We start from the raw sequence: 23,699 nt of genomic DNA, 5'->3' as shown, positions 1-23,699 counted from the left end.
GGAAGGAGTGAACCTTATGTTCAAGAAGGCAGACAAGAAAGCAAGTAGAGCAAAGCGTCACCTTAGAGTACGTAAGAAAATTTCTGGTACTCCTGAAAGACCAAGACTTTCAGTTTATAGAAGTGAAAAAAACATATATGCTCAAATTATAGATGATATAAATGCTGTAACTTTAGTATCTGCTTCAACTTTAGATAAAGAAGTTGATGTTAAAGTAGGCGGAAACAAAGAAGCTGCTAAATTAGTTGGTGAACTAGTTGCTAAGAGAGCTTTAGATAAAGGTATAACTGAAGTTGTATTCGACAGAGGTGGATACGTATATCACGGAAGAGTTCAAACATTAGCAGAAAGCGCTAGAGAAGCAGGCTTAAAATTCTAATCAAACAAGGAGGGAAATCAATGAGAATCGATCCTAGCACACTAGACCTTAAGGAAAAGGTTGTTTTTATAAACAGAGTTACTAAGGTTGTTAAGGGTGGTAGAAACTTCAGATTCAGCGCTTTAGTTGTTGTTGGTGATGAGAACGGACACGTAGGCGTAGGAATGGGTAAGTCAATCGAAATCCCAGAAGCAATTAAAAAAGGAATCGAAGACGCTAAGAAAAACATGGTTAGCGTTGCTATAGTTGGAACAACAGTTCCTCATGAAATATATGGTAAGTTTGGAACTGGTAAAGTTTTAATCATGCCAGCTAAAGAAGGTACAGGAGTTATCGCTGGTGGACCAGCAAGAGCTGTATTAGAATTAGCAGGATTAAAGGACGTTAGAGCTAAGTCTTTAGGTTCAAACAATCCAAGAAACATGGTAAATGCTACAATTAATGGTTTAGCAAACTTAAGAACAGCTGAAGATATAGCTAGATTAAGAGGCAAAACTGTAGAAGAAATATTAGGTTAGGAGGTATACGCAATGGCAAAGATAAAGGTTACTTTAGTTAAAAGCTTAATAGGCAGAAAGAAAGACCATATCGCTACTGCAAATGCTCTTGGTCTAAGAAAGATTAACAAAACTGTAGAGCATGAGGATACTCCTCAAATCAGAGGTATGATCAACAAAGTTGACTACTTATTAAAAGTAGAAGAAGTATAATAAAGAGGAGGTGCACGAGATATGAAACTTCATGAATTAAAACCAGCAGCTGGTAGTAAAAAAGCTCCTAAGAGAGTTGGTAGAGGTACTGGTTCAGGTTTAGGAAGAAACGCTGGTAAAGGTGAAAAAGGACAAAACGCTAGATCAGGCGGTGGAGTTAGACCAGGATTTGAAGGTGGTCAAATGCCATTATACAGAAGACTTCCTAAGAGAGGATTCACTAATATCTTCGCTAAGCAAATAGTTTCTATCAATGTTGATAGATTAAACATATTTGAAAACGGCACAGTAGTAACTCCAGAATTATTACTTGAAACAAGAGTAATATCTAAAGTTAAAGATGGAGTTAAGATATTAGGAAACGGAACACTAGAAAAGAGCTTAACTGTTCAAGGATGTAAGATGTCTAAGGCAGCAGCTGAAAAGATAGAAGCAGCTGGAGGAAAAGTTGAGGTGATGTAATATGCTATCAACCCTACGTAATGCCTGGAAGGTTCCGGAACTTAGAAAAAGATTTTTATGGACGATATTTTTAGTAGCAATTTTCAGGATTGGAATACATATTCCCGTTCCTGGAATTGATACTAGTTATTTAAGCTCAATGACAAACTCTGGTGGGTTACTTGGCTTTTACAATTTAATATCAGGAGGAGCATTAAGCAAGTTTAGTATATTTGCGTTAAGTGTTTCACCTTATATTAATGCATCAATCATAATGCAATTATTAACAATTGCAATTCCTTCATTAGAGCAATTATCTAAGGAAGGAGAAGAAGGTAGAAAGAAAATTCAATCTATTACAAGATACGCTTCAATAGCTATAGGTTTTGTATTAGCAATTGGAATTTACTCAATGATTGCAGCACAAGGTGCAGCAACTGGATTAAATACTGCTCAAAAAGCAATAGTATTAATTTCATTAGTAGTAGGATCTACTTTCTGTATGTGGCTTGGTGACCAAATAACTCAAAAAGGATTTGGAAACGGAGTTTCAATATTAATATTTGTCAATATAGTATCTCAATTACCTACAACTTTAATGTCATTATTTACATTAAAAGAAGCAGGTGAAATTACTATTATTGAAATAGCATTATTCTTAGTTGGTGCTTTAGCACTATTAGTATTTACAATTTACTTCTCATTAGCAGAGAGAAGAGTGCCAATCCAGTATGCTGGTAAGGCTGTAGGTTCTAAGGTTATGAAAGGTCAATCTACTCATATACCACTAAGTTTAATTGGATCAGCAGTTATTGCAATTATATTTGCGATGTCTGTAATGATGTTCCCTGAAACAATAGCTAATTTCTTCCCAACTAAGGGATGGTCAAAATGGATATTAACTAGTCCATATAGTATTTTTAATAAAATTACATGGATGTATCCAGTTTGTTATGCAGTATTAACAGTATTCTTTACTTGGTTCTATACTCAAATAACATTCAAACCAGATGAAATGGCTGAAAATCTTCATAAGTCTGCAGGCTTTGTACCAGGAGTAAGACCAGGTGAAGCTACAGAGAAGTATTTTGAAAAAGTACTTACAAAAGTATCTTTAATCGGGGGATTATTTGCAGCACTATTAGCTGTTACTCCAATATTAATTAGTAATTATACAGATTTAAGTGGAATTCAATTTGGTGGAACGTCACTATTAATCTTAATTGGAGTTGGTTTAGATTTCTCTAGACAATTAGACTCACAATTAGTTATGAGACACTACCAAGGATTCTTAAAATAGATTTATAATGGAGATGATGCCCGTGAAGATAGTATTATTAGGTCCTCCTGGGGCTGGAAAAGGAACACAGGCAAAATCAATTAGTAATAGATACTCTATACCACATATTTCTACTGGGGATATCTTTAGAAAGAATATTTCCGAAGAAACCCCTTTAGGAATAGAAGCAAAGCAATATATGGATAATGGTCAATTAGTACCTGATGAAGTAACTATTAATATGGTTAAGGACAGACTAACATGGGAAGACTGTAAAAATGGTTATCTATTAGATGGTTTCCCAAGAACTGTTGCTCAAGCTGAAGCTTTACAAGAGTTTTTAGAATCAAGAGATGAAAACTTAGATACAGCTTTATGTATCGAAGTACCTAGCAGTTTCATACTTGAAAGAATGACAGGAAGAAGAGTTTGTTTATCATGTGGAGCTAGTTATCATATAAAATTCAATCCACCAGCTGTTGATGGTGTTTGCGATGTGTGTGGAGACAATGTCATCCAAAGAAAAGATGATGTTGAAGAAACAGTAAAAGAGAGATTAGATGTCTATGAAAGACAAACACAACCACTGATTGATTTTTACAAAGAGAAAAACTTACTTTCTACTGTAGATGGAACTAAAGCTATTAATGAAGTATTCGAAAGTATCTGCGAGATATTAGGGAGTGCAAACTAATGATTATTATCAAAAATGATAAAGAAATCGACCTAATGAGGATTGCTGGTAGAATCGTAGCTGAAACTCTTCTATTAGTTGAAAAAGAGGTTAAACCAGGAATAACTACTGCTGAATTAGATAGGATAGCAGAAGAATTTATAACTAAGCATGGGGCGACACCTTCATTTAAAGGGCTCTATGGATTTCCTGCTTCACTATGTATATCTGTTAATGAGCAAGTAGTTCATGGAATACCAGGAGGGTATGTATTAAAAGAGGGAGATATTATTAGTGTTGACTGTGGTGCACATATTAATGGGTTCCATGGTGATGCAGCAAGAACTTTTGCTGTAGGTAATATTTCAGATGAAGCAAAAAAACTTATTAAAGTTACTGAAGAATCCTTTTTTAAGGGTTTGGAATTTGCTAAAATAGGAAATAGACTAACTGATATTTCACATGAAATACAACGCTACGTTGAGGCTTCAGGTTTCTCTGTTGTAAGAGAATTTGTAGGTCACGGAATAGGAAAGAGTGTCCATGAGGATCCAGAAGTTCCTAACTTCGGAAGACCAGGCCGAGGTCCAAAATTAGTTGCTGGTATGGCTCTAGCTATAGAACCTATGGTTAATATGGGAACATATAGAGTAGCTACTTTAGGTGATGATTGGACAGTAGTCTCAGCAGATAAGAGCCTTTCGGCTCACTATGAAAACACTGTTGTAATTTTACCAGATGGACCAGAGATATTAACACTGATTAAATAAGTGTTGCTTAGTTATAAATTCGCATGATACCAAAAGGTGGCTTGTAGATTTATGGCTAAGGTAATCATCGAGGTGAAAGTGATTTGCAAAACAATGACTTAATTGGGAAAATTGTTCTTTCAAAATGCGGAAGAGATAAGAATCATTATTACGTTATTGTTGATAAAGTTGATGATACTTATTACCTTCTTAGTAATGGAAGTAATAAGACAATTCAGATGCCTAAGAAAAAAAGCATAAAACATTTTATTGTTTTAGAGAATGTAGATGATGAGATTAAAGCATCAGTTATATTAAAGAAAAAAGGTACTGATTTAAAAATTAAGAGATTTCTAAAACTAAAAGGCATTGTTAAGGAGGGTTGATTACCTTATGTCAAAAGATGATGTAATAGAAATGCAAGGTGTAGTCTTAGAGGCTTTACCAAATGCAATGTTTCAAGTTGAGTTAGAAAGTGGTCATAAAATTTTAGCTCATATATCAGGAAAATTAAGAATGAACTTCATAAGAATTCTTCCAGGAGATAAGGTTACTATAGAACTTTCTCCATATGACCTAACAAGAGGAAGAATTACTTGGAGAGCAAAATAAGGTAAAAGTATTTACCATAAATTACACAAGGAGGGTTAGCGATGAAAGTAAGACCATCAGTTAAGCCTATTTGCGAAAAGTGCAAGATTATTAGAAGAAAAGGAAGAGTAATGGTAATCTGTGAAAATCCTAAGCACAAGCAAAAACAAGGCTAATATGATTTAATATTAGGCAGAATAATTTACAATTATTAATATATTGACTTTTATTTGAAATTTCAATATTATTATATAGGCGTTTAAATCAGCTTATTGATTTTAGGTACGGCTGACGATAGGTTAAATTAACCTATCGACCTAAGATTTTAATATAAATTTATCAAAAGCAAAAATAAAAAATTGCATTTCAATAAACAGGAGGTGTAAGTTCAAATGGCAAGAATAGCAGGCGTTGACCTACCAAAGGAAAAAAGAGTTGAAATAGGTCTAACATATATATACGGAGTTGGTTTATCTACTTCTCAAAAGATATTAGCTACTACTGGAATCAATCCAGATACTAGAATCAAGGATCTTACTGAGGATGAAGTAAATGAAATCAGAAACTATGTAAACAAGAACTTAATGGTTGAAGGTGACTTAAGAAGAGATGTTGCTTTAAATATTAAGAGATTAGTTGAAATAGGTTGTTACAGAGGTATTAGACATAGAAAAGGTCTTCCAGTTAGAGGACAAAAAACTAAGACTAACGCTAGAACTAGAAAAGGTCCTAAGAAGACTATCGCAAATAAGAAGAAGTAGTGAGGAGGGATTTCGATGGCTCAAAAAGTCAAAAAGACTACTAGAAGAAGAAAAGAAAGAAAGAATGTTGAGCATGGTGCTGCACACATCCAATCAACTTTCAATAACTCAATAGTTACTTTAACTGATGCGGCTGGAAATGCTTTATCATGGTCAAGTGCTGGAGCTCTAGGTTTCAGAGGTTCAAGAAAGAGCACACCATTTGCATCTCAAATGGCAGCAGAAACAGCAGCTAAAGCAGCTATGGAACACGGTTTAAAGAGTATAGAAGTATACGTAAAAGGACCAGGTGCTGGTAGAGAAGCAGCTATAAGATCATTACAAGCTGCAGGATTAGAAGTAACTTTAATTAAAGATGTTACTCCAATTCCACACAACGGATGTAGACCACCGAAGAGAAGAAGAGTCTAATTATATTTAAATTCAACAGGAGGTGTAACGAATGGCAAGATATACTGGAGCTACATGTAGATTATGTAGAAGAGAAGGTCAAAAGCTATTCCTTAAGGGAGATAGATGTTATACAGATAAATGTGCTTTCGTAAGAAGAAGCTATGCACCAGGACAACATGGAGCAGCTAAGAAGAAGTTATCTAACTACGGAGTACAATTAAGAGAAAAGCAAAAAGCTAGAAGAATATACGGTGTTTTAGAAGGTCAATTCAGACATTACTATGAAAAGGCTGACCACATGAAGGGAATCACTGGTGAAAACTTATTAATGTTACTAGAAATGAGATTAGATAACGTTGTTTACAGATTAGGATACGGTGCTTCTAGAAACGAAGCTAGACAATTAGTTACTCACGGACATTTCTTAGTAAATGGTAAGAAAGTTGATATTCCATCATACAGAGTATCAGTTAACGATGTAGTATCTGTTTGTGAAAAGAGCAGAGGAACTGAAAAGTTCAAGACTTTTGCTGAAAATCCAAAGACATTACCAAAATGGTTAGAAGCTAACGTTGAAAACTATGAAGGTAAAGTTGTTGCTGTACCAGCTAGAGAAGACATTGACGTACCAGTTAATGAAACTCTAATTGTCGAATTATACAGCAAATAATAGTTTAATATATTTTATATTAAGATATTATTTTAGATTATTTAATGGAATCAGTTGCCCTCGTAAAAAGGTTGCCATTTTATATATAAGGAGGGTTTATACATGTTAGAAATAGAAAAGCCAATAATTGAATGTATAGAGTCAAATGAAGATGGTACATATGGTAAATATGTAGTTGAACCATTAGAAAGAGGATATGGTATTACACTTGGAAATGCAATGAGAAGAATTCTTTTATCTTCTCTTCCAGGTGTAGCTACTACATCAATTAAGATTGATGGAGTACTTCATGAATTCTCTACTGTACAAGGTGTTAAAGAGGATGTTACTGAATTAATTCTTAACATCAAATGTTTAGCATTAACAATGGAAGGCGAAGGTCCACAAACTATCTATATAGATGCTAAGGGGCCAGGAGTTGTTACAGGTGCAGATATCAAGACTGATGGAAGTGTTGAAGTAATCAATAAAGATTTACACATTGCTACACTTGATGAAAATGGAAGACTGTACATGGAATTAACAGTTAACAGAGGTAGAGGATATGTTACTCAAAATAAAAATAAGAGTGATGCACTACCACTTTCATCAATAGCTATTGACTCTATTTATACTCCTGTTAAGAGAGTAAACTTTACAGTAGATAATACTAGAGTTGGTCAAATCACTGATTATGATAAATTAACACTAGAAATTTGGACTAATGGTACTATTAAAATAGATGAAGCTATAAGCTTATCTGCTAAGATTTTAATAGAGCACTTTAAGTTATTCATGTCATTAGGTGTTGCAACTAATGATGTTGAAATAATGATTGAAAAAGAAGAAGATAAGAAAGAAAAAGTACTAGAAATGACTGTTGAAGAACTAGATCTTTCAGTTAGATCTTATAACTGCTTAAAGAGAGCTGGTATCAATACAGTACAAGAGCTTGCTGGTAAATCAATGGACGACATGATGAAAGTAAGAAATCTAGGAAAGAAATCTTTAGAAGAAGTTGAAAGAAAGCTTAAGGAATTAGGTTTAGCCTTAAAACTAAGCGACGAGTAGGGAGGTAAATCCATGGCAGGTTATCGTAAGTTAGGTCTTTCTACAGACCAAAGAAGAGCTATGTTAAGAAGTCTTGTTACTAGCTTCTTAAAGCATGGTAGAATTGAAACTACTGAAACTAGAGCTAAAGAAGCTAGATCTATAGCTGAAAAGATGATTACTCTTGCAAAAAGAGGAGATCTTCACGCTAGAAGACAAGTTTTAGCTTACGTTTTAGAAGAAGATGTTGTTAAAACATTATTTGATGAAATCGCTCCAAAGTACGCTGAAAGAAACGGCGGATACACTAGAATGATCAAAAAAGGTCCTAGAAGAGGAGACGGAGCTGAAGTTGTTATACTTGAATTAGTATAATTTCACTCTGGGGATTAAGTTTTACTTAATCCCCATTTTTTCATATAAAAAAATATTAATTAAATATGTTGATTTTGTCATAAGATAATGGAGAGATTATATTAAATCAAATACTTGTAATTAATTAAAGCTTCTATATAATTAAATTATGGAAATTTATATGAAATTTATGTAATTTAGTTATATAAAATATGATGTTTCTAAAGGAGGGATACATATGCAGAAAATGATAGAATGTAAAAACGTAGTTTATAAATATTCTACAGGTGAAGAAGGAATAGAAAAGTTAGCTATAGATGGATTAAATTTAGATGTAAATAAAGGTGAATTTTTAGTTGTTTTAGGGCATAATGGATCAGGAAAATCTACTGTTGCAAAACATATGAATGCCTTATTAATACCTACTGAAGGAACTGTTATTGTAAATGGATTAGATACAACTGATGAAAATAATGTATGGGATATTAGATCAAGTGCAGGAATGGTATTCCAAAATCCAGATAATCAGTTAGTTGCAACAATTGTTGAAGAAGATGTTGCTTTTGGACCAGAAAATTTAGGGGTTCCACCACAAGAAATAAGAAAAAGAGTTGATGATGCTCTTGAAAAGGTTGGAATGAGTGAATATAAAAGGCATGCTCCACATTTATTATCAGGAGGGCAAAAACAAAGAATTGCAATTGCTGGTATATTAGCAATGCAACCAAAGTGTATCATTTTTGATGAACCAACTGCAATGCTTGATCCATCAGGTAGAAAAGAAGTAATGAATAATATTAAAGAGTTAAATAAAAAGCATGGAATAACTGTTATATTAATTACTCACTATATGGATGAAGCTGCCGAAGCTGATAGAGTGGTTGTAATGGATAAAGGAAAAGCAATAATCGAGGGAATTCCACGTGATGTTTTGTCAGAGGTAGAAACTATGAAGAAAATAGGGTTAGATGTTCCTCAAGTAACAGAAATATGTTATGAATTACAAAAAGCAGGAGTAAATATTGATACTAAAATTTTAAATGTGAATGAGATGGTGAGTGCGTTATGTCAATTAAAATAGAGAATTTAACACATGTATATATGCCTAAAACTCCATTTGAAAAAAAGGCATTAGATAATGTTAATTTAACAATAGAAGATGGAGAATTTTTAGCCTTAATAGGTCATACTGGTTCAGGTAAATCTACACTTATTCAACACTTAAATGGATTATTGGAGCCTAGCTCTGGAAGAATTTTAGTTGATGAAGTTGACATAACTAGCAAAGAGGTTAAACTTACTGATATTAGAAAGAAAATAGGATTAGTATTTCAATATCCTGAATATCAATTATTCGAAGAAACTATTGAGAAAGATGTAGCATTCGGGCCAAATAATTTAGGTTTATCTGCTGAAGAGGTCTCTAATAGAGTTAAGAAATCAATGGAGATGGTTGGTCTTGATTATGAAACTTATAAGGATGTTTCACCATTCGATTTAAGTGGAGGTCAAAAACGAAGGGTTGCAATAGCTGGTGTTATAGCCATGGAACCTAAGGTACTAATTCTTGATGAACCAACGGCTGGATTAGATCCTAAGGGAAGAGATGATATTTTAGAACAAATAAAGATACTTCACGAAAAATATAAAATGACAATTGTTTTAGTTAGTCATAGTATGGAGGATGTAGGAAAGCTTGCTGAAAGAATTGTAGTTATGAATGGCGGAAAGATTGAGTTATTAGGAAAACCTTCAGAAATATTTAAAGAAGTAGAAACACTTGAAAGAATAGGGCTTGCAGTTCCACAAGTTACTTATTTAATGAGAGCATTAAGAGAAAAAGGTTTTGATGTTTCTGATGAAGTGTTTACTGTTGAAAAAGGAACTCAAGAAATTTTAAAAGCTTTAGCAAATAGAGGAAAGAGAGAAGTTTAAGATGATTAAAGATATAACTATAGGTCAGTATATACCAGGTGAATCTTTTATACATAAACTAGATCCTAGAACGAAGATATTAATAGCATTTTTATTTATAATTAGCTTATTTATTGTAGATAAATTTGTTGGATATGTTTTTATTGTTGCTTTCTTGGCATTAGTTGTTTATGTAGCTAAAATATCTCCTAGATATCTGTATAAGGGATTAAAGCCGGTATTTTTATTAATAGCATTAACTGCAATTTTAAATATTTTTATGCTTAGAGAGGGAAGATTACTTTTTGAACTTGGATTTATAAAAATTTATGAATCGGGAATAAAAACTGCATTATTTATGGCAATAAGATTAATACTTCTTATTATGGGGACATCTGTATTAACATTAACTACATCCCCAATAGAATTAACAGATGGAATAGAAAGATTATTAAGGCCAATAGGTAAAGAAATGGCTCATGAATTAGCTATGATGATGACTATTGCATTAAGATTTATACCTACTCTTATTGATGAAACTGATAAAATTATGAAAGCACAAAAAGCTAGGGGTGCTGATTTTGAAAGTGGTGGATTAATACAGAAGGCTAAGAGTTTAATTCCACTTTTAGTACCGTTATTTATTAGTTCATTTAGAAGAGCGGATGAACTTGCTATGGCCATGGAAGCAAGATGTTATAGAGGGGGAGCTGGAAGAACTAGAATGAAAGTTCTAAAGTTTACTTCTAAAGATTTCATTGCATTTGGTGTATTTGCTTTATTATTAACTAGTACACTCATTGTTAGATTTGCAATGTAATAAATTTAATTGAAAAGGTGATATGTTGAATAATATTAAATTAACCTTAGAATATGATGGAACAAATTATTATGGATGGCAAAAGCAAAAGGAGCTTAAAACAATACAAGGGGAGATTGAAGAGGCTATCGAGCTTGTTACTAAGGAGTATTGTGAAGTAACAGGAAGCTCGAGAACTGATGCTGGTGTTCATGCAAAAGGATTTGTTGCTAATTTTAAAACTAATAGTAAAGTGCCTCCTGCTAAGTTTAGAGAGGCACTAAACGTTAAATTGCCTGAGGATATAGTAATAATAAAATCAGAACAGGTAGAAGATGATTTTCACGCAAGATATTGTGCAAAGGGTAAGACATATGAGTATTATATATTAAATTCTGAAGTACCTTCTGCATTAATGAGAAATCAAATGTACCATTACAAATATGATCTTGATATAGATGCTATGAAAATTGCTGCAAAGCAGTTTATCGGTACACATGATTTTGCTGCTTTTAAGACACAAGGAAGTTCTGTAAAGGGTACTGTTAGAACTATTTTTGATGTAAAAGTAGAAAAAGAAGAGAAAGTTATAAAAATTTCTGTAAGTGGTGATGGTTTTTTATATAATATGGTTAGAATAATAGTTGGGACTCTAATAAACGTTGGTAGGGGAAAAACAGATGCTGTGTCAATATCAGATATAATAAATCAAAAAGATAGAACTTTAGCAGGAGATTGCGTGCCTCCTCATGGACTATTTTTAAAAGAGGTGTATTATTAAAAAATATTTACAAAAAATATTGACACACCCGCATCCGTGTATTATAATTTATTTTGTTTGTTAGAATAATTTATGTACGTAAGGCCACGAGCCCCGAGGTCTTGACATAAATGTTATACATAATGAAGTATAACGATAAATGTAAGTTCAGGGAGGGAAAACACATGAAATCATACATTGCAAAAGCACAAGAAGTTGAAAGAAAATGGTATGTTGTTGACGCTGCTGGTAAGCCACTAGGAAGAGTTGCTAGCCAAGTTGCTTCAATATTAAGAGGAAAGAATAAGCCAACATTTACACCAAATGTTGATTGCGGAGATTTCGTTATAGTTATCAATGCAGAAAAAGTTGTTTTAACTGGTAAGAAGTTAGATCAAAAAATGATGAGAAAGCACAGCTTATATCCAGGTGGATTAAAAGAAACTCCATACAGAGAAGTATTAGCTAAGAAACCTGAATTCGCTTTCGAAGAAGCAGTTAGAAGAATGCTTCCAACAGGAGTATTAGGAAGAAAAATGCTTAAGAAGTTAAAAGTATACCAAGGTGCTGAGCACGAACATGCAGCTCAACAACCAGAAGTACTTGAATTAAAGTACTAATACAAGCTCGGGAGGAGGAATAAAAAATGGCAAAAGTTCAATACATGGGTACTGGAAGAAGAAAAAAATCAATCGCAAGAGTTAGACTTGTACCAGGAAACGGTAAAGTTGTTATCAATAATAGAGAAATCGAAACTTACTTCGGTTTAGAAACTTTAAGAATGATAGTTAACCAACCATTAGTTTTAACTGGAACTAAGGATAAGTTCGACGTTTTAGTTAACGTTCACGGTGGTGGATTCACAGGTCAAGCTGGAGCTATCAGACACGGAATTACAAGAGCTTTAATTAAATCAGATGAAAACTTAAAATCTGAATTAAAGAAAGCTGGTTTCGTAACAAGAGACCCAAGAATGAAAGAAAGAAAGAAATACGGTCTTAAGAAAGCTAGAAGAGCACCACAATTCTCTAAGAGATAGTATTTTATCAGAGAGGTTTTATACCTCTCTTTTTTTTTATGTGAAATAATATTATTAAAAGAGAAATTGCTTATAAGGTGCTATAATATTAAGTAATGACTTAATTATAAATATAATATTAAATCAAAATTAGAGGAAATTAAGTAAAAATATAAATATAAATATAAATAATCTGTATGTTTAGCAAAGTAATCATAACTAATAGTAAATAGTTAGTATGATTACTTTTTATTTTAATTAAATAAAGTTTATCAATATATATTAATGAAATATCTATCATAAAATTAAAAAGAATAATATTAAATCTATGTTAAAAAATGTTGAAATCTATTAACAAATGTTAAATTTTATTGTAAACTTAACGAGGTGAAACTTTTATTAATATACATAAAATATACAAGAGTGAAGGAGAAATTATCTTGGATACGATATTAACTATTGTTAAATTACTAGGTGGATTAGGACTATTTATCTACGGTATGAAGTTAATGGGAGATGGTCTTGAAAATGCTGCCGGAGAAGGATTAAAAAAGATACTTGAAAAAGTAACTAAAAATCCTATAATTGGAGTTATTGTCGGAGCTGTAGTAACTATGGTAATTCAAAGTAGTAGTGCTACAACTGTTATGGTGGTTGGATTTGTTAATGCTGGATTAATGAATTTAGCACAAGCGGCTGGAATTATAATGGGGGCAAATATTGGAACAACCGTTACGGCGCAATTAGTTGCTTTTAAATTAGATAATATTGCACCAATTTTTGTTTTTGTTGGTGCTATGATGGTAATGTTTGTTAAGGGCAAAAAGAGAAGAGAAATTGGTAACATAATACTTGGATTTGGTATTTTATTTGTTGGTATGGGAACTATGAGTGGAGCAATGAAACCATTGACATCATCTCCAATGTTCCAAGAAATACTTACAACAGTAGGATCACACTGGTATTTAGGTGTAATAGCAGGGGCATTAATTACAGCAGTGCTTCAAAGTTCATCTGCGACTACAGGTATACTTGTAGCTTTAGCAACAGCAGGAGCATTAAATATTAACCAAGCACTTCCAATAATAATGGGATGTAATATTGGTACTTGTATAACAGCAATGCTTGCAACTGTTGGAACTAATAAAACTGCTCATAGAGCGGCTATGTTGCATTTAATATTCAATGTAGTTGGTACTATAATATTCTTACCAATAATAGTACCAGGGTTCTTAGGTAACTTTGTTTCATATTTCACTACAGATGTAAATAGACAAATTGCAAATGCACATACAATATTTAATGTAGTGAATACTTTAATAATGGTTCCTTTAATACCTATATTATGTAAAATAGTTGAGAGAATAATACCAGGTGAAGATGACGAAAAGGTAGGACCTAAATATATAGATGATAGATTATTAGAAACTCCAGTAATTGCGGCTGGACAAGTTGTTAAAGAAACTATAAGAATGTCTAATAAGGCAAAATTAAGTTTAGAATTAGCTATGGATGCATTTATGAAAAATGATGAAAACTTAGCTGAAAAAGTATATGAAAATGAAGAGATAATTAATAACCTTGAAGAATGCATAACAAATTATTTAGTTAAGCTTTCTAAATGTGAATTATCTGATAAAGAAAAGAATATAGTTGCATCTACATTCCATATAGTTAATGATATTGAGAGAATAGGAGATCATGCAGAAAACTTAGCAGATTTAACTGTTCAAAAGATTAATAAAAAATTAAGCTATAGCGATGAAGCTATTGATGAAATAACAAATATGTATCAAAGTACTTTAAAGGCATTAGATATATCAATAGAAAGTTATTCTGATAGAGATTCAGCAAAAGCAAAAGAAATAACAAATGTTGAAGCTGAAATAGATAAGATGCATAAGAGATACAGAGACCTACATATTAAGAGATTACATGAAGGTACTTGTAATGCATATGCTGGTGCAATATTCCTTGATTTATTAAGTAATCTAGAAAGAATAGGTGACCATTCAACAAATATTGCAGAAATAGTAGTTGAAAATAATAATTAAGAAAGAGCGAGAAATCGCTCTTTTTTTTATTTTGAATAAATAGTTATAAAATTAAACAAAATAAAAACAAGATTAACATAATGGAGGATGTGTTATGAAAAAAATTATTGTTGCTATTTTTACTTGCTTAATACTTATGAGTTTAATTACTCCAGCTTATGCAACGGTAAAAGAGGATGAATCACAAAAAATAATTTTAATTGATCCAGGACATGGTGGAATTGATGGTGGTGCAAAATCACAATCAGGAACAATAGAAAAGGATATAAATTTACAAATAGCATTAAAACTTAGAGATAACTTAGAGGAAAAAGGTTATAAAGTTTGTATGACCAGAGAAAGTGATGAAGGTCTTTATCAAGAAGGAAAAACTGTAAAAGAGAAAAAAAGGGAAGATTTGAAGAAGAGGGTTTCATTAAAGACAGAAACAAATTGCGATATATTTGTTTCAATACATCAAAATATGTTTCCACAAAGCAAATGTTATGGCGCACAAGTGTGGTATGCATCAAATGAAAAGAGTTATGAACTAGCAACTAAAGTTCAAGAATCTATTAAAGAAACAGTTAATGATAATAATAAAAGAGTTGCTAAGCCAGCAGGAGAAGCTTATTTAATATTAAGAGATAAATATGAAGGTGCTTCAATAATAGTGGAATGTGGTTTTTTATCAAATCCAACAGAAGAACAAGAGTTAAAAACTGATGCGCATCAAGAATTAATTGTAAAAGGAATATCTGATGGTATTGATAAATATTTTGATGGTAATTCTGAAAAAGGTGCAGAATAATAGAAATTTCCCAGGAAATTTAGGAGTTAGTAGTTAATTTTTATATTAGCTGCTAACTTTTTTGCTTTTTTTATAAATAGAATCTATTTTAGGTTTTAGTTGTAAAATTTATCTAAAAATAATAAACTATTCATATATACAGGAAGGGGAGGTTCTTAAATGAGAGAAATACATATATCAAAAATTATTGATACAGTAAAAGAACTTTGTATTGAAGCAAATTATTATTTATCAAATGATGTAAAAAGAGCATTATGCAATGCAAAAGAAAATGAAACTTGGCCATTAGCAGAAAATATATTAGATCAAATAATATTGAATTCTGATATAGCTAAAAATGAAAATATGCCAATATGTCAGGATACTGGAATGGCTTGTATTTTTATTGATATAGGACAAGATGTACATATTGTTGGGGGCTTATTAGATGATGCTATAAATGAAGGTGTCAGAAGGGGTTATGAAGAGGGCTTTTTAAGAAAGTCAGTAGTTAAAGACCCTATTAATAGAATTAATACAAAAGATAATACACCAGCAATTATTTATTATAATATGGTGGCTGGTGATAAAATAAAAATAACAGTTGCTCCTAAGGGGTTTGGATCTGAAAATATGAGTAGAATCAAAATGCTTAAACCATCAGATGGATTACAAGGAGTTAAAGATTTTATAATTGAGACCGTAAAGCTTGCAGGACCAAATCCATGTCCACCTATAGTAATAGGAGTGGGAATTGGAGGAACTTTTGATAAGGCTGCTTATCTGGCTAAAAAAGCATTAATAAGACCATTAGATAAAAGAAATGAAGATAAGTTTTATAGTGATTTAGAAGAGGAGCTTTTAGCTAATATTAATAAATTAGGAATAGGGCCACAGGGCTTTGGTGGAAAAACTACAGCTTTAGGGTTAAATATAGAAACATATCCAACTCATATAGCAGGTTTGCCTGTAGCAGTTAATATCAATTGTCATGCAACAAGACATAAAGAAAGAGAACTGTAGGAGGATTTAAAATGGAAAAGAAGATATCAACTCCTTTAACTGAAGAAATATCGAAAACATTAAGAGCTGGAGATAGCATATTATTATCAGGAATAGTTTATACTGCTAGAGATGCAGCTCATGGAAGATTAATAAATTTACTAGATGAAGGAAAAGAGTTACCTTTAAATATTAATGGTGAAGTTATATATTATGTAGGACCTACTCCAGAAAAGCCAGGAGAGGTTATAGGTTCGGCTGGACCGACAACTAGTTATAGAATGGATAGTTATGCACCAAGGCTATTAGATTTAGGTTTAAAGGGCATGATAGGTAAGGGTGCAAGAAATGAAGAAGTTATAAGTGCAATAAAAAGAAATAATGCAATATACTTTGGAGCAATAGGTGGAGCGGGTGCATTAATAAGTAAATGCATAAAGTCGTCAGAAGTAATAGCTTATGATGATTTAGGAGCAGAAGCAATAAGAAAGCTAGAAGTAAAAGACATGCCATTAGTTGTTATAATAGACACAGAAGGAAATAACCTATACGAAATAGGAAAAAAAGAATACTTAGAAAGTATTTAAAGTATTAGGGTAAATAGAAAATGTTGCATAGTCTACTTTTCTAAGAATATTGAAATATTATTTATCAGCAAAAACATTAACTCAATTTTAGGTTAAAAGTTTGTGAATTAGTTATTACATGGATAAAGAAAAAAGAAATATTATCTCTTCGGGAATTAGTGAAATATTCCCTACGATATAATCTTTCTTTTTTGATATTACACGTAGTAACTAAATTGTTGCGAAGCCTTTTCCTTTAACTTCAGATACATCTATTATAGTAATAAAAGCTTTTGGATCAACTCTTAATATTTTAGTTTTTAAGCTAATCATTTGAGATGTTGTAACTGCAACATATAATAGCTTTTTCTTATCTCTAGTATATCCACCCTCAGCCATAAGAGCAGTAACACCACGATGCATATCTTTTATTACGTAATTAATAATATCATTTTCCTTTTCAGTTAAAATAAGAAGAAGTTTTTTACTAGTAAAACCATTTAGTACTTTATCTAAAAGTGTGCTGGTAATGAATAGTGATATTAATGTGTATAGAGCTCTAGGTAGTCCAAATATGAAAACTGAAATACCAACTATAATTAAGTTAAATCCAAATCCAACTTTTCCGATATCAAAGTTTGAATATTTTTTTCTAATAACCATAGTAATAATATCAGTACCACCAATAGAACCATTTCTATAAAATACTAATCCATAGCCAATTCCACTTAAAACTCCACCATAAATACAATATAATAACATATCATCAACTTGAACTAAGTTAGATAAAGGTTTAGTTATCATTAATGCAGTTGAAAATGAAATCATACCTATTGCAGTGTAAATAGTAAAGCGCTTGCTTAAGAATTTATAACTTACAAAAAATAGGGGGATGTTAAGTAGAAAAACTGTTATTCCTGATGGAACATTAAATAAATATTGCAAAATTAGTGCTATACCAGTAACTCCACCACTTAGAAGCTTAGCATTAGATAGGAATAGATTAACTCCTAATGAAGAAATAAAACATCCTAAAATAATTACTACAACGTCAATGTAAAAACTTTTACTTTTAAATAAATCTTTCATAAAAAATACCTCTGTATTAATATATCGATAGTTTTCATAAAGATTATATATTAAAAATATAGCTATGTTAAGTAATTTATTTTAAATATATGTAACATAATAATAATAAATAAAAAAATGATAAATATATGGAAAGTAATTATTGATTAATAATCATTATAGATTATTAAAGGAAATTGAAGAAATTGAAAAGATAAGTCTTTTTTTTTAGTTTTTTTGCTTTATAATTTATTTTACAATAATAAATAGTAAGATTATAATTACGATATATTGTGTAGAGAAGAATAAAATATACTATATATAGTGGAGGAGCAAACGTGGTTAATTTAGAAAGTATTTGTAAAAAAGCAGTTAGTGAAATAGATGATTTACAAGGAATTTATGTAAAAGAGAAGCTAATTGATGGGTGTAAAAATATAATAAGAGAGTCAATGAATGAAGAGGAAGTTAGAAATTCTGTAATTCAAATAGCATTAGAGCTAACTACTGAACAAGAGCCAAAGTGGCAGTATGTTGCATCGAAATTATATGTAGATAGATTATATGATGAAGTAAAAAGAAATAGAGGAAGAGAAGTACAAGATAAGCCATATAGTAATTATTATGAATTTATTTCTGAAATGACTGATAAGAAATTATATGGAAAGTATATTTTAGAAAATTATACTAAAGAAGAAATTGAGGAATTGGAAAAAGAGATAAAGCCTGAAAGAGATTATATATTCACTTATAGTGGTATAGATTTATTAACAAAAAGATATCTTATTCAAGACTATAATAGAAAACCTCTTGAGCTTCCACAACAAATGTTTATGGGAATAGCAATGCATTTAGCAATTCCAGAGGATAAACAAAATAGATTAGTGTGGGCAAAGAGGTTTTATGATGTTTTAAGCTCACTTAAAGCAACTATGGCAACACCTACTATGTCAAATGCTAGAAAGCCATTTTATCAATTAAGTTCATGTTTTATTGATACAGTAGAGGATAGCTTAAAAGGAATATATAAATCTTTAGATAACTTTGCAGAAGTATCAAAGTTCGGTGGAGGAATGGGAATTTATATAGGTAAGATAAGAGCTATAGGATCAGCGATAAGAGGTTTTAAAGGAGCATCAGGTGGAGTAATTCCATGGATAAAGCTATTTAATGATACGGCAGTAGCAGTTGACCAATTGGGAGTAAGAAATGGATCAGTTGCAATATGGCTTGATGCTTGGCATAAAGAAGTACCAGAGTTTTTACAATTAAGAACTAATAATGGTGATGATAGAAAGAAAGCGCACGATATTTTCCCAGGGCTTTGTTATCCAGATTTATTCTGGAGATTAGCAGAAGAGGATATAGACGCTAATTGGTACATGATGTGTCCTCATGAGATTAAATCCATTAAGGGATATTCTTTAGAAGATTACTATGGGGAAGAATGGGAAAAAAGATATTATGATTGTGTTAATGATGACAGAATTGATAAAAGGGTAATGTCTGTTAAGGATATAGTTAGATTGATTATTAAAAGTGCTGCAGAAACAGGAACACCTTTTGCTTTCTACAGAGATACAGTAAATAAAATGAATCCTAACAAACATGCAGGAATGATTTACTCTTCTAATTTATGTACAGAAATAATGCAAAATATGAGTCCTATGGATATTCAAAATACAACAATAACAGATGACAATGGAGATACTATTATAGTTGAAAAAACTAAGGCAGGGGATTTTGTAGTTTGTAATCTTTCATCAATAGTATTAGGAAATGTTGACGTAAATAACGATGAAGATGTGGAATATGTAGTTGAAACTCAAATAAGAGCTATGGATAATGTAATAGATCTAAATTACTACTCAGTACCTTTTGCTGAAGTTACTAATAAAAAATATAGAGCAATAGGATTAGGAACTAGTGGATACCATCATATGCTTGCAAATAATAAAATTCACTGGAATGAAGAAAAACATTTAGAGTTTGCAGATAAGGTTTATGAAAAAATAAATTATTATGCAATTAAAGCAAGTATGAAAATAGCTAAAGAAAAAGGAGCATACTCATGTTTCGATGGTTCAGATTGGCAAAATGGAGAGTATTTTAGCTTAAGAAATTATGATTCAGACAAATGGAATGACTTAAAAAGTGATGTAAGAAAATACGGATTAAGAAACGGATACTTATTTGCAGTTGCTCCAAATGGTTCTACAGCAACAATAGCTGGAACATCAGAGGGAGTAGATCCTGTTATGGCAAGATTCTGGCTAGAAGAAAAGAAGGGAAGTATTGTTCCAAAAACAGCTCCAAATTTAAGTTGGGAGAATTTCTGGTACTATAATTCAGCTTATAATATAGATCAACAGCTTTGTATAAAGATAAATGGAATTAGACAAAGACATATAGACCAAGGTCAATCATTTAATTTATATATAACAACAGAATATACAATGAGACAAATAATGAATTTATATATAACAGCATGTAAGTGCGGAGTTAAATCTATTTATTATGTAAGATCTAAGTCATTAGAAGTTGCAGAATGTGAAAGCTGTTCTGCATAAAAATTGATTATTATCTCAAAAGTATTAATTGTGTAGAGGATTAATGCTTTTGAGACATACTAAGTTAAGAGCGGGAGAAAAGAAATGGAGATAAGGAAAAAGCCTTTATTTAATGAAAATGGTGATATTGAAGTTAGTAAGAAAAAAATGATAAATGGAAATACCACTAACTTAAATGACTTTAATAATATGAAATATAAATGGGCATCAGATTGGTACAGACAGGCAATGAATAATTTTTGGATTCCAGAAGAAATTAATCTTTCTCAGGATTTAAAGGATTATGGAAAGTTAGATAATAACGAAAGAATGGCATATGATAAGATATTATCATTTTTAATATTCTTAGATTCAATACAAACAGCTAATTTGAGCAATATAAATAATTATGTAACTGCTAGTGAAATCAATTTATGTTTAACTATTCAAGCATTCCAGGAGGCTGTACATTCACAAAGCTATAGCTATATGCTTGATACAATTTGTTCACCAGAAAAAAGAAATGAAATTCTTTATCAATGGAAAGATGACAAAGTTCTTCTAGAAAGAAATAAGTTTATTGGAGAGCAATATAATAAATTTTTAGAAAATCCAACTGAAGAAAATCTTATAAGAACTATTATGGCTAACTTCATATTGGAAGGAATTTATTTTTATTCTGGATTTATGTTCTTTTATAACCTTGAAAGAAACGGGAAGATGCCAGGTTCAGCTCAAGAAATTCGTTATATAAATAGAGATGAAAATACACATTTATGGTTATTTAGAAGTTTAATTCGAGAACTTCAAAAAGAAGAGGCAGAAATATTTACTAAAGAGTTTGTTGAAGAATTAAGACTTATGATGAAAATTGGAGTTGAACATGAGATTAATTGGGGAAATTATGTTATTGGAGAAAACATACAAGGAATTAATAAAAATCTAATTGATTCATACATTAAGTATTTAGGAAATAAAAGACTAAAAGAAATAGGATTAGAACCTTTATTTGAAGGATACGATAAAAATCCAGCTCCATGGGTTGATTCATTATCAAATGCTAATACTGTTAAAACAGACTTCTTTGAGGCTAAATCAACAGCTTATGCCAAGGCTAGTGTTTTAGTTGATGATTTATAAATTATACGTATAGCGAATGATTTTTCTTGAAATAATAAATAAATTCTATATTTTTTTAGGAGAATGCTTCCACACAAAGATAAAATTTAAAAAAATTAATGATAACGTTATTTAAAATATGTTATAATACTCATGGTCGTATTAAGTTTAAATAAGATAAATTTAAAATGGGATAGATTTATCTTACAAATTTTCAACAGTATATAATAGGTCATTAAATTGTAATAGAAATATTATAGTGGCTTAAAGTATAACAATAATTTTAATAATAGTATTAAATTTATGCTTAAGTGTAGGAGGAATTTATATGAAAAAAGGTATCGCTGCATCAAAAGGTTACGCTATAGGTAAAGTATTTATTCAAGAACATGAAGAAATAGTTATTAACGATGCTAAAGTTGAAGACGTAGCTGCAGAAAAAGAAAAATTAAATGTTGCATTAGAAGCATCAAAACAACAATTAACAGCAATAAAGGAAAAAACACTTGCTGAAATAGGTGAACACGAAGCGGCTGTTTTCGAAGCTCACTTAACACTATTAGATGACCCAGAATTTACTGGTCAAATGGAAATGACAGTTGAAAATGATAGCTTAAACGCTATGAAAGCTGTTCAAAATGTAACAGATACATTTGTTATGATTTTCGAATCAATGGACAATGATTATATGAGAGAAAGAGCTGCTGATATTAAAGACGTTTCTAAGAGAATCATCTCTAACTTAGCAGGAAAAGGTGGAAGTGCATTTGCTATAACTGAAGAAAATACAGTAGTTGTAGCTCACGATTTAACTCCATCAGATACAGCTCAATTAGATAGATCAAAGGTTTGTGGTTTCTTAACAAACATCGGAGGAAGAACTTCTCACTCAGCTATCATGGCTAGAACATTAGAAATTCCTGCTGTTGTTGGTTTAGGAGATATAACTACAACTGTTAAAAATGGTGATTTAGTAATAGTTGACGGTATCGAAGGTATTGCTATAATCAACCCATCTGAAGAAGTAGTTGCTGAATACAAAGCTAAGAAAGAAGCTTTTGCAGCAGAACAAGAAGAATTAAAGAAACTTATCGAAGTTAAAACTGTAACTAAATCTGGTAAGAGAGTTGAAGTTTGCGGTAACATCGGTAAGCCAGAAGATATAGATCAAGTTTTAGCTAACGGTGGAGACGGTGTAGGATTATTCAGAACTGAATTCTTATACATGGACAGAGACCAAGCTCCAACTGAAGAAGAACAATTCAATGCTTACAAAACTGTTTTAGAAAAAGCTAACGGTAAGCAAGTTGTTATAAGAACATTAGATATCGGTGGAGATAAGGTATTACCTTACTTACCATTACCTGAAGAAATGAATCCATTCTTAGGATACAGAGCTATCAGATTATGCTTAGATAGAAAAGATATATTCAGAGTTCAAATCAGAGCTTTATTAAGAGCTTCTGTTTACGGAAACCTTTGTGTTATGTTCCCAATGATTTCTGGATTAGAAGAATTCCAAGCTGCTAAAGAATTCGTTGAAGAATGTAGAGCAGAATTACATGCTGAAGGAATTAAAACTTCAGAAACTACTCAATGGGGTATCATGGTTGAAATTCCAGCAGCAGCAGTTATGGCTGATGAATTAGCTAAGTATGTTGACTTCTTCTCAATCGGAACTAATGACTTAATCCAATACACATTAGCTGCTGACAGAATGAGTGAAAAAGTATCATACCTTTATAATCCAATGCACCCAGCTGTATTAAGATTAATAAAGATGACTATTGATGGAGCTCACAAGCACGGTAAATGGGTTGGAATGTGTGGAGAAATGGCAGGAGATGAAGCTGCTATACCTACATTAGTTGAATATGGATTAGATGAGTTCTCAATGAGTGCTACATCAATCTTAGGAGCTAAGAAAATAATATTAGACCAAGAATAATATAAAAAAGAGAATCGCATTAGTGATTTTTAGTGTTGTATTAAAGAAATAGATTACTATTGCTTTTAAAGTAAAAGTGAGTATTAACGAAATTTTTTCGATAA

At 31.4% G+C, this 23,699-nt stretch carries 29 protein-coding genes; 28 read left to right on the top strand and 1 reads right to left on the bottom strand.

Annotated elements, in window-relative coordinates; all coding sequences use genetic code 11:
• Positions 1-16 precede the first annotated feature (16 nt).
• From rplR to ABUA17_RS13615, 25 genes are all read left to right on the top strand, one after another.
• Positions 17-379 (top strand): 50S ribosomal protein L18, encoded by a 363-nt coding sequence (rplR, locus tag ABUA17_RS13735; RefSeq protein ID WP_042401512.1) that lies wholly within the window; start codon positions 17-19, stop codon positions 377-379.
• Positions 380-399: 20 nt separating this feature from the next.
• The gene (gene rpsE, locus ABUA17_RS13730; protein ID WP_042401509.1) at positions 400-897 is read left to right on the top strand and encodes a 30S ribosomal protein S5; all 498 of its coding nucleotides are present in this window, start codon (positions 400-402) and stop codon (positions 895-897) included.
• Between the two features lie 12 nt (positions 898-909).
• Positions 910-1,089: a 50S ribosomal protein L30 gene (gene rpmD / locus ABUA17_RS13725; RefSeq protein ID WP_005212077.1), complete on the top strand. Its 180-nt coding sequence runs from the start codon at positions 910-912 to the stop codon at positions 1,087-1,089.
• A gap of 21 nt (positions 1,090-1,110) precedes the next feature.
• Positions 1,111-1,551: a 50S ribosomal protein L15 gene (gene rplO, locus ABUA17_RS13720; protein ID WP_042401505.1), complete on the top strand. Its 441-nt coding sequence runs from the start codon at positions 1,111-1,113 to the stop codon at positions 1,549-1,551.
• A 1-nt stretch (position 1,552) separates the two neighbouring features.
• Complete coding sequence (gene secY / locus ABUA17_RS13715) at positions 1,553-2,830, top strand: preprotein translocase subunit SecY (RefSeq protein WP_042401500.1); 1,278 nt, start codon at positions 1,553-1,555, stop codon at positions 2,828-2,830.
• Positions 2,831-2,852: 22 nt separating this feature from the next.
• Positions 2,853-3,503: an adenylate kinase gene (locus ABUA17_RS13710; protein WP_042401497.1), complete on the top strand. Its 651-nt coding sequence runs from the start codon at positions 2,853-2,855 to the stop codon at positions 3,501-3,503.
• Positions 3,503-4,252: a type I methionyl aminopeptidase gene (map, locus tag ABUA17_RS13705; protein WP_042401494.1), complete on the top strand. Its 750-nt coding sequence runs from the start codon at positions 3,503-3,505 to the stop codon at positions 4,250-4,252. The genes ABUA17_RS13710 and map overlap by 1 nt, the downstream gene beginning before the upstream one ends.
• Before the next feature lie 83 nt (positions 4,253-4,335).
• Positions 4,336-4,617 (top strand): KOW domain-containing RNA-binding protein, encoded by a 282-nt coding sequence (locus tag ABUA17_RS13700; protein ID WP_042401491.1) that lies wholly within the window; start codon positions 4,336-4,338, stop codon positions 4,615-4,617.
• Positions 4,618-4,624: 7 nt separating this feature from the next.
• The gene (infA, locus tag ABUA17_RS13695; protein WP_005212092.1) at positions 4,625-4,843 is read left to right on the top strand and encodes a translation initiation factor IF-1; all 219 of its coding nucleotides are present in this window, start codon (positions 4,625-4,627) and stop codon (positions 4,841-4,843) included.
• A gap of 41 nt (positions 4,844-4,884) precedes the next feature.
• Positions 4,885-4,998, top strand: coding sequence for a 50S ribosomal protein L36 (gene rpmJ, locus ABUA17_RS13690; protein WP_003448032.1), 114 nt, complete (start codon positions 4,885-4,887; stop codon positions 4,996-4,998).
• Positions 4,999-5,214: 216 nt separating this feature from the next.
• Positions 5,215-5,583, top strand: coding sequence for a 30S ribosomal protein S13 (gene rpsM, locus ABUA17_RS13685; RefSeq protein ID WP_042401482.1), 369 nt, complete (start codon positions 5,215-5,217; stop codon positions 5,581-5,583).
• A 15-nt stretch (positions 5,584-5,598) separates the two neighbouring features.
• Positions 5,599-5,994, top strand: coding sequence for a 30S ribosomal protein S11 (rpsK, locus tag ABUA17_RS13680; RefSeq protein WP_005212098.1), 396 nt, complete (start codon positions 5,599-5,601; stop codon positions 5,992-5,994).
• Between the two features lie 31 nt (positions 5,995-6,025).
• Positions 6,026-6,646: a 30S ribosomal protein S4 gene (gene rpsD / locus ABUA17_RS13675; RefSeq protein ID WP_042401480.1), complete on the top strand. Its 621-nt coding sequence runs from the start codon at positions 6,026-6,028 to the stop codon at positions 6,644-6,646.
• 102 nt (positions 6,647-6,748) lie between these two features.
• The gene (locus tag ABUA17_RS13670; protein WP_042401477.1) at positions 6,749-7,696 is read left to right on the top strand and encodes a DNA-directed RNA polymerase subunit alpha; all 948 of its coding nucleotides are present in this window, start codon (positions 6,749-6,751) and stop codon (positions 7,694-7,696) included.
• 12 nt (positions 7,697-7,708) lie between these two features.
• Positions 7,709-8,050: a 50S ribosomal protein L17 gene (gene rplQ / locus ABUA17_RS13665; RefSeq protein ID WP_042401475.1), complete on the top strand. Its 342-nt coding sequence runs from the start codon at positions 7,709-7,711 to the stop codon at positions 8,048-8,050.
• Positions 8,051-8,267: 217 nt separating this feature from the next.
• Positions 8,268-9,110: an energy-coupling factor transporter ATPase gene (locus ABUA17_RS13660; protein WP_195951220.1), complete on the top strand. Its 843-nt coding sequence runs from the start codon at positions 8,268-8,270 to the stop codon at positions 9,108-9,110.
• Entirely contained in the window at positions 9,095-9,964 is an 870-nt protein-coding gene (locus ABUA17_RS13655; protein WP_042401470.1) for an energy-coupling factor transporter ATPase, read from the top strand. Before ABUA17_RS13660 ends, ABUA17_RS13655 begins: the two co-directional genes overlap by 16 nt.
• A 1-nt stretch (position 9,965) precedes the next feature.
• On the top strand, positions 9,966-10,763 hold the full coding sequence (locus tag ABUA17_RS13650; protein WP_042401466.1) for an energy-coupling factor transporter transmembrane component T family protein: 798 nt from the start codon (positions 9,966-9,968) through the stop codon (positions 10,761-10,763).
• 25 nt (positions 10,764-10,788) lie between these two features.
• Positions 10,789-11,523, top strand: a complete 735-nt coding sequence (gene truA, locus ABUA17_RS13645; protein WP_042401463.1) for a tRNA pseudouridine(38-40) synthase TruA — start codon at positions 10,789-10,791, stop codon at positions 11,521-11,523.
• A 164-nt stretch (positions 11,524-11,687) separates the two neighbouring features.
• A complete protein-coding gene (rplM, locus tag ABUA17_RS13640; protein WP_042401459.1) occupies positions 11,688-12,122 on the top strand; it encodes a 50S ribosomal protein L13 in 435 nt (144 codons plus the stop codon).
• A gap of 26 nt (positions 12,123-12,148) precedes the next feature.
• Positions 12,149-12,541, top strand: coding sequence for a 30S ribosomal protein S9 (gene rpsI, locus ABUA17_RS13635; protein WP_042401449.1), 393 nt, complete (start codon positions 12,149-12,151; stop codon positions 12,539-12,541).
• Positions 12,542-12,960: 419 nt separating this feature from the next.
• Positions 12,961-14,574 carry a Na/Pi cotransporter family protein gene (locus ABUA17_RS13630; RefSeq protein WP_042401444.1) on the top strand — a complete coding sequence of 538 codons (1,614 nt, stop codon included), beginning with the start codon at positions 12,961-12,963 and terminating at the stop codon, positions 14,572-14,574.
• A gap of 94 nt (positions 14,575-14,668) precedes the next feature.
• Positions 14,669-15,364, top strand: coding sequence for an N-acetylmuramoyl-L-alanine amidase CwlD (gene cwlD, locus ABUA17_RS13625; protein WP_195951219.1), 696 nt, complete (start codon positions 14,669-14,671; stop codon positions 15,362-15,364).
• 159 nt (positions 15,365-15,523) lie between these two features.
• On the top strand, positions 15,524-16,366 hold the full coding sequence (locus ABUA17_RS13620; RefSeq protein WP_042401435.1) for a fumarate hydratase: 843 nt from the start codon (positions 15,524-15,526) through the stop codon (positions 16,364-16,366).
• Positions 16,367-16,377: 11 nt separating this feature from the next.
• Positions 16,378-16,932 carry a Fe-S-containing hydro-lyase gene (locus ABUA17_RS13615; RefSeq protein ID WP_042401432.1) on the top strand — a complete coding sequence of 185 codons (555 nt, stop codon included), beginning with the start codon at positions 16,378-16,380 and terminating at the stop codon, positions 16,930-16,932.
• 210 nt (positions 16,933-17,142) lie between these two features.
• On the opposite strand, the gene ABUA17_RS13610 is transcribed toward ABUA17_RS13615, so the two are convergent.
• Complete coding sequence (locus ABUA17_RS13610) at positions 17,143-18,000, bottom strand: YitT family protein (RefSeq protein ID WP_042401431.1); 858 nt, start codon at positions 17,998-18,000, stop codon at positions 17,143-17,145.
• Positions 18,001-18,335: 335 nt separating this feature from the next.
• On the opposite strand from ABUA17_RS13610, the gene ABUA17_RS13605 reads away from it, so the two are divergent.
• The 3 genes from ABUA17_RS13605 to ptsP all read left to right on the top strand — a co-directional run bounded on the left by ABUA17_RS13605 (position 18,336) and on the right by ptsP (position 23,595).
• A complete protein-coding gene (locus ABUA17_RS13605) occupies positions 18,336-20,549 on the top strand; it encodes a ribonucleoside-diphosphate reductase subunit alpha (protein ID WP_394805642.1) in 2,214 nt (737 codons plus the stop codon).
• An 84-nt stretch (positions 20,550-20,633) separates the two neighbouring features.
• Entirely contained in the window at positions 20,634-21,668 is a 1,035-nt protein-coding gene (locus tag ABUA17_RS13600; RefSeq protein ID WP_042401425.1) for a ribonucleotide-diphosphate reductase subunit beta, read from the top strand.
• Positions 21,669-21,975: 307 nt separating this feature from the next.
• Entirely contained in the window at positions 21,976-23,595 is a 1,620-nt protein-coding gene (ptsP, locus tag ABUA17_RS13595; protein ID WP_042401423.1) for a phosphoenolpyruvate--protein phosphotransferase, read from the top strand.
• Positions 23,596-23,699: the final 104 nt, after the last annotated feature.

The organism is Clostridium sp. RTP31139st1_H3_RTP31139_211217, from assembly GCF_040227035.1.
Classification (GTDB): Bacteria; Bacillota; Clostridia; order Clostridiales; family Clostridiaceae; genus Clostridium; species Clostridium saudiense.
This window is presented reverse-complemented; position numbering and strand designations above follow the sequence as displayed.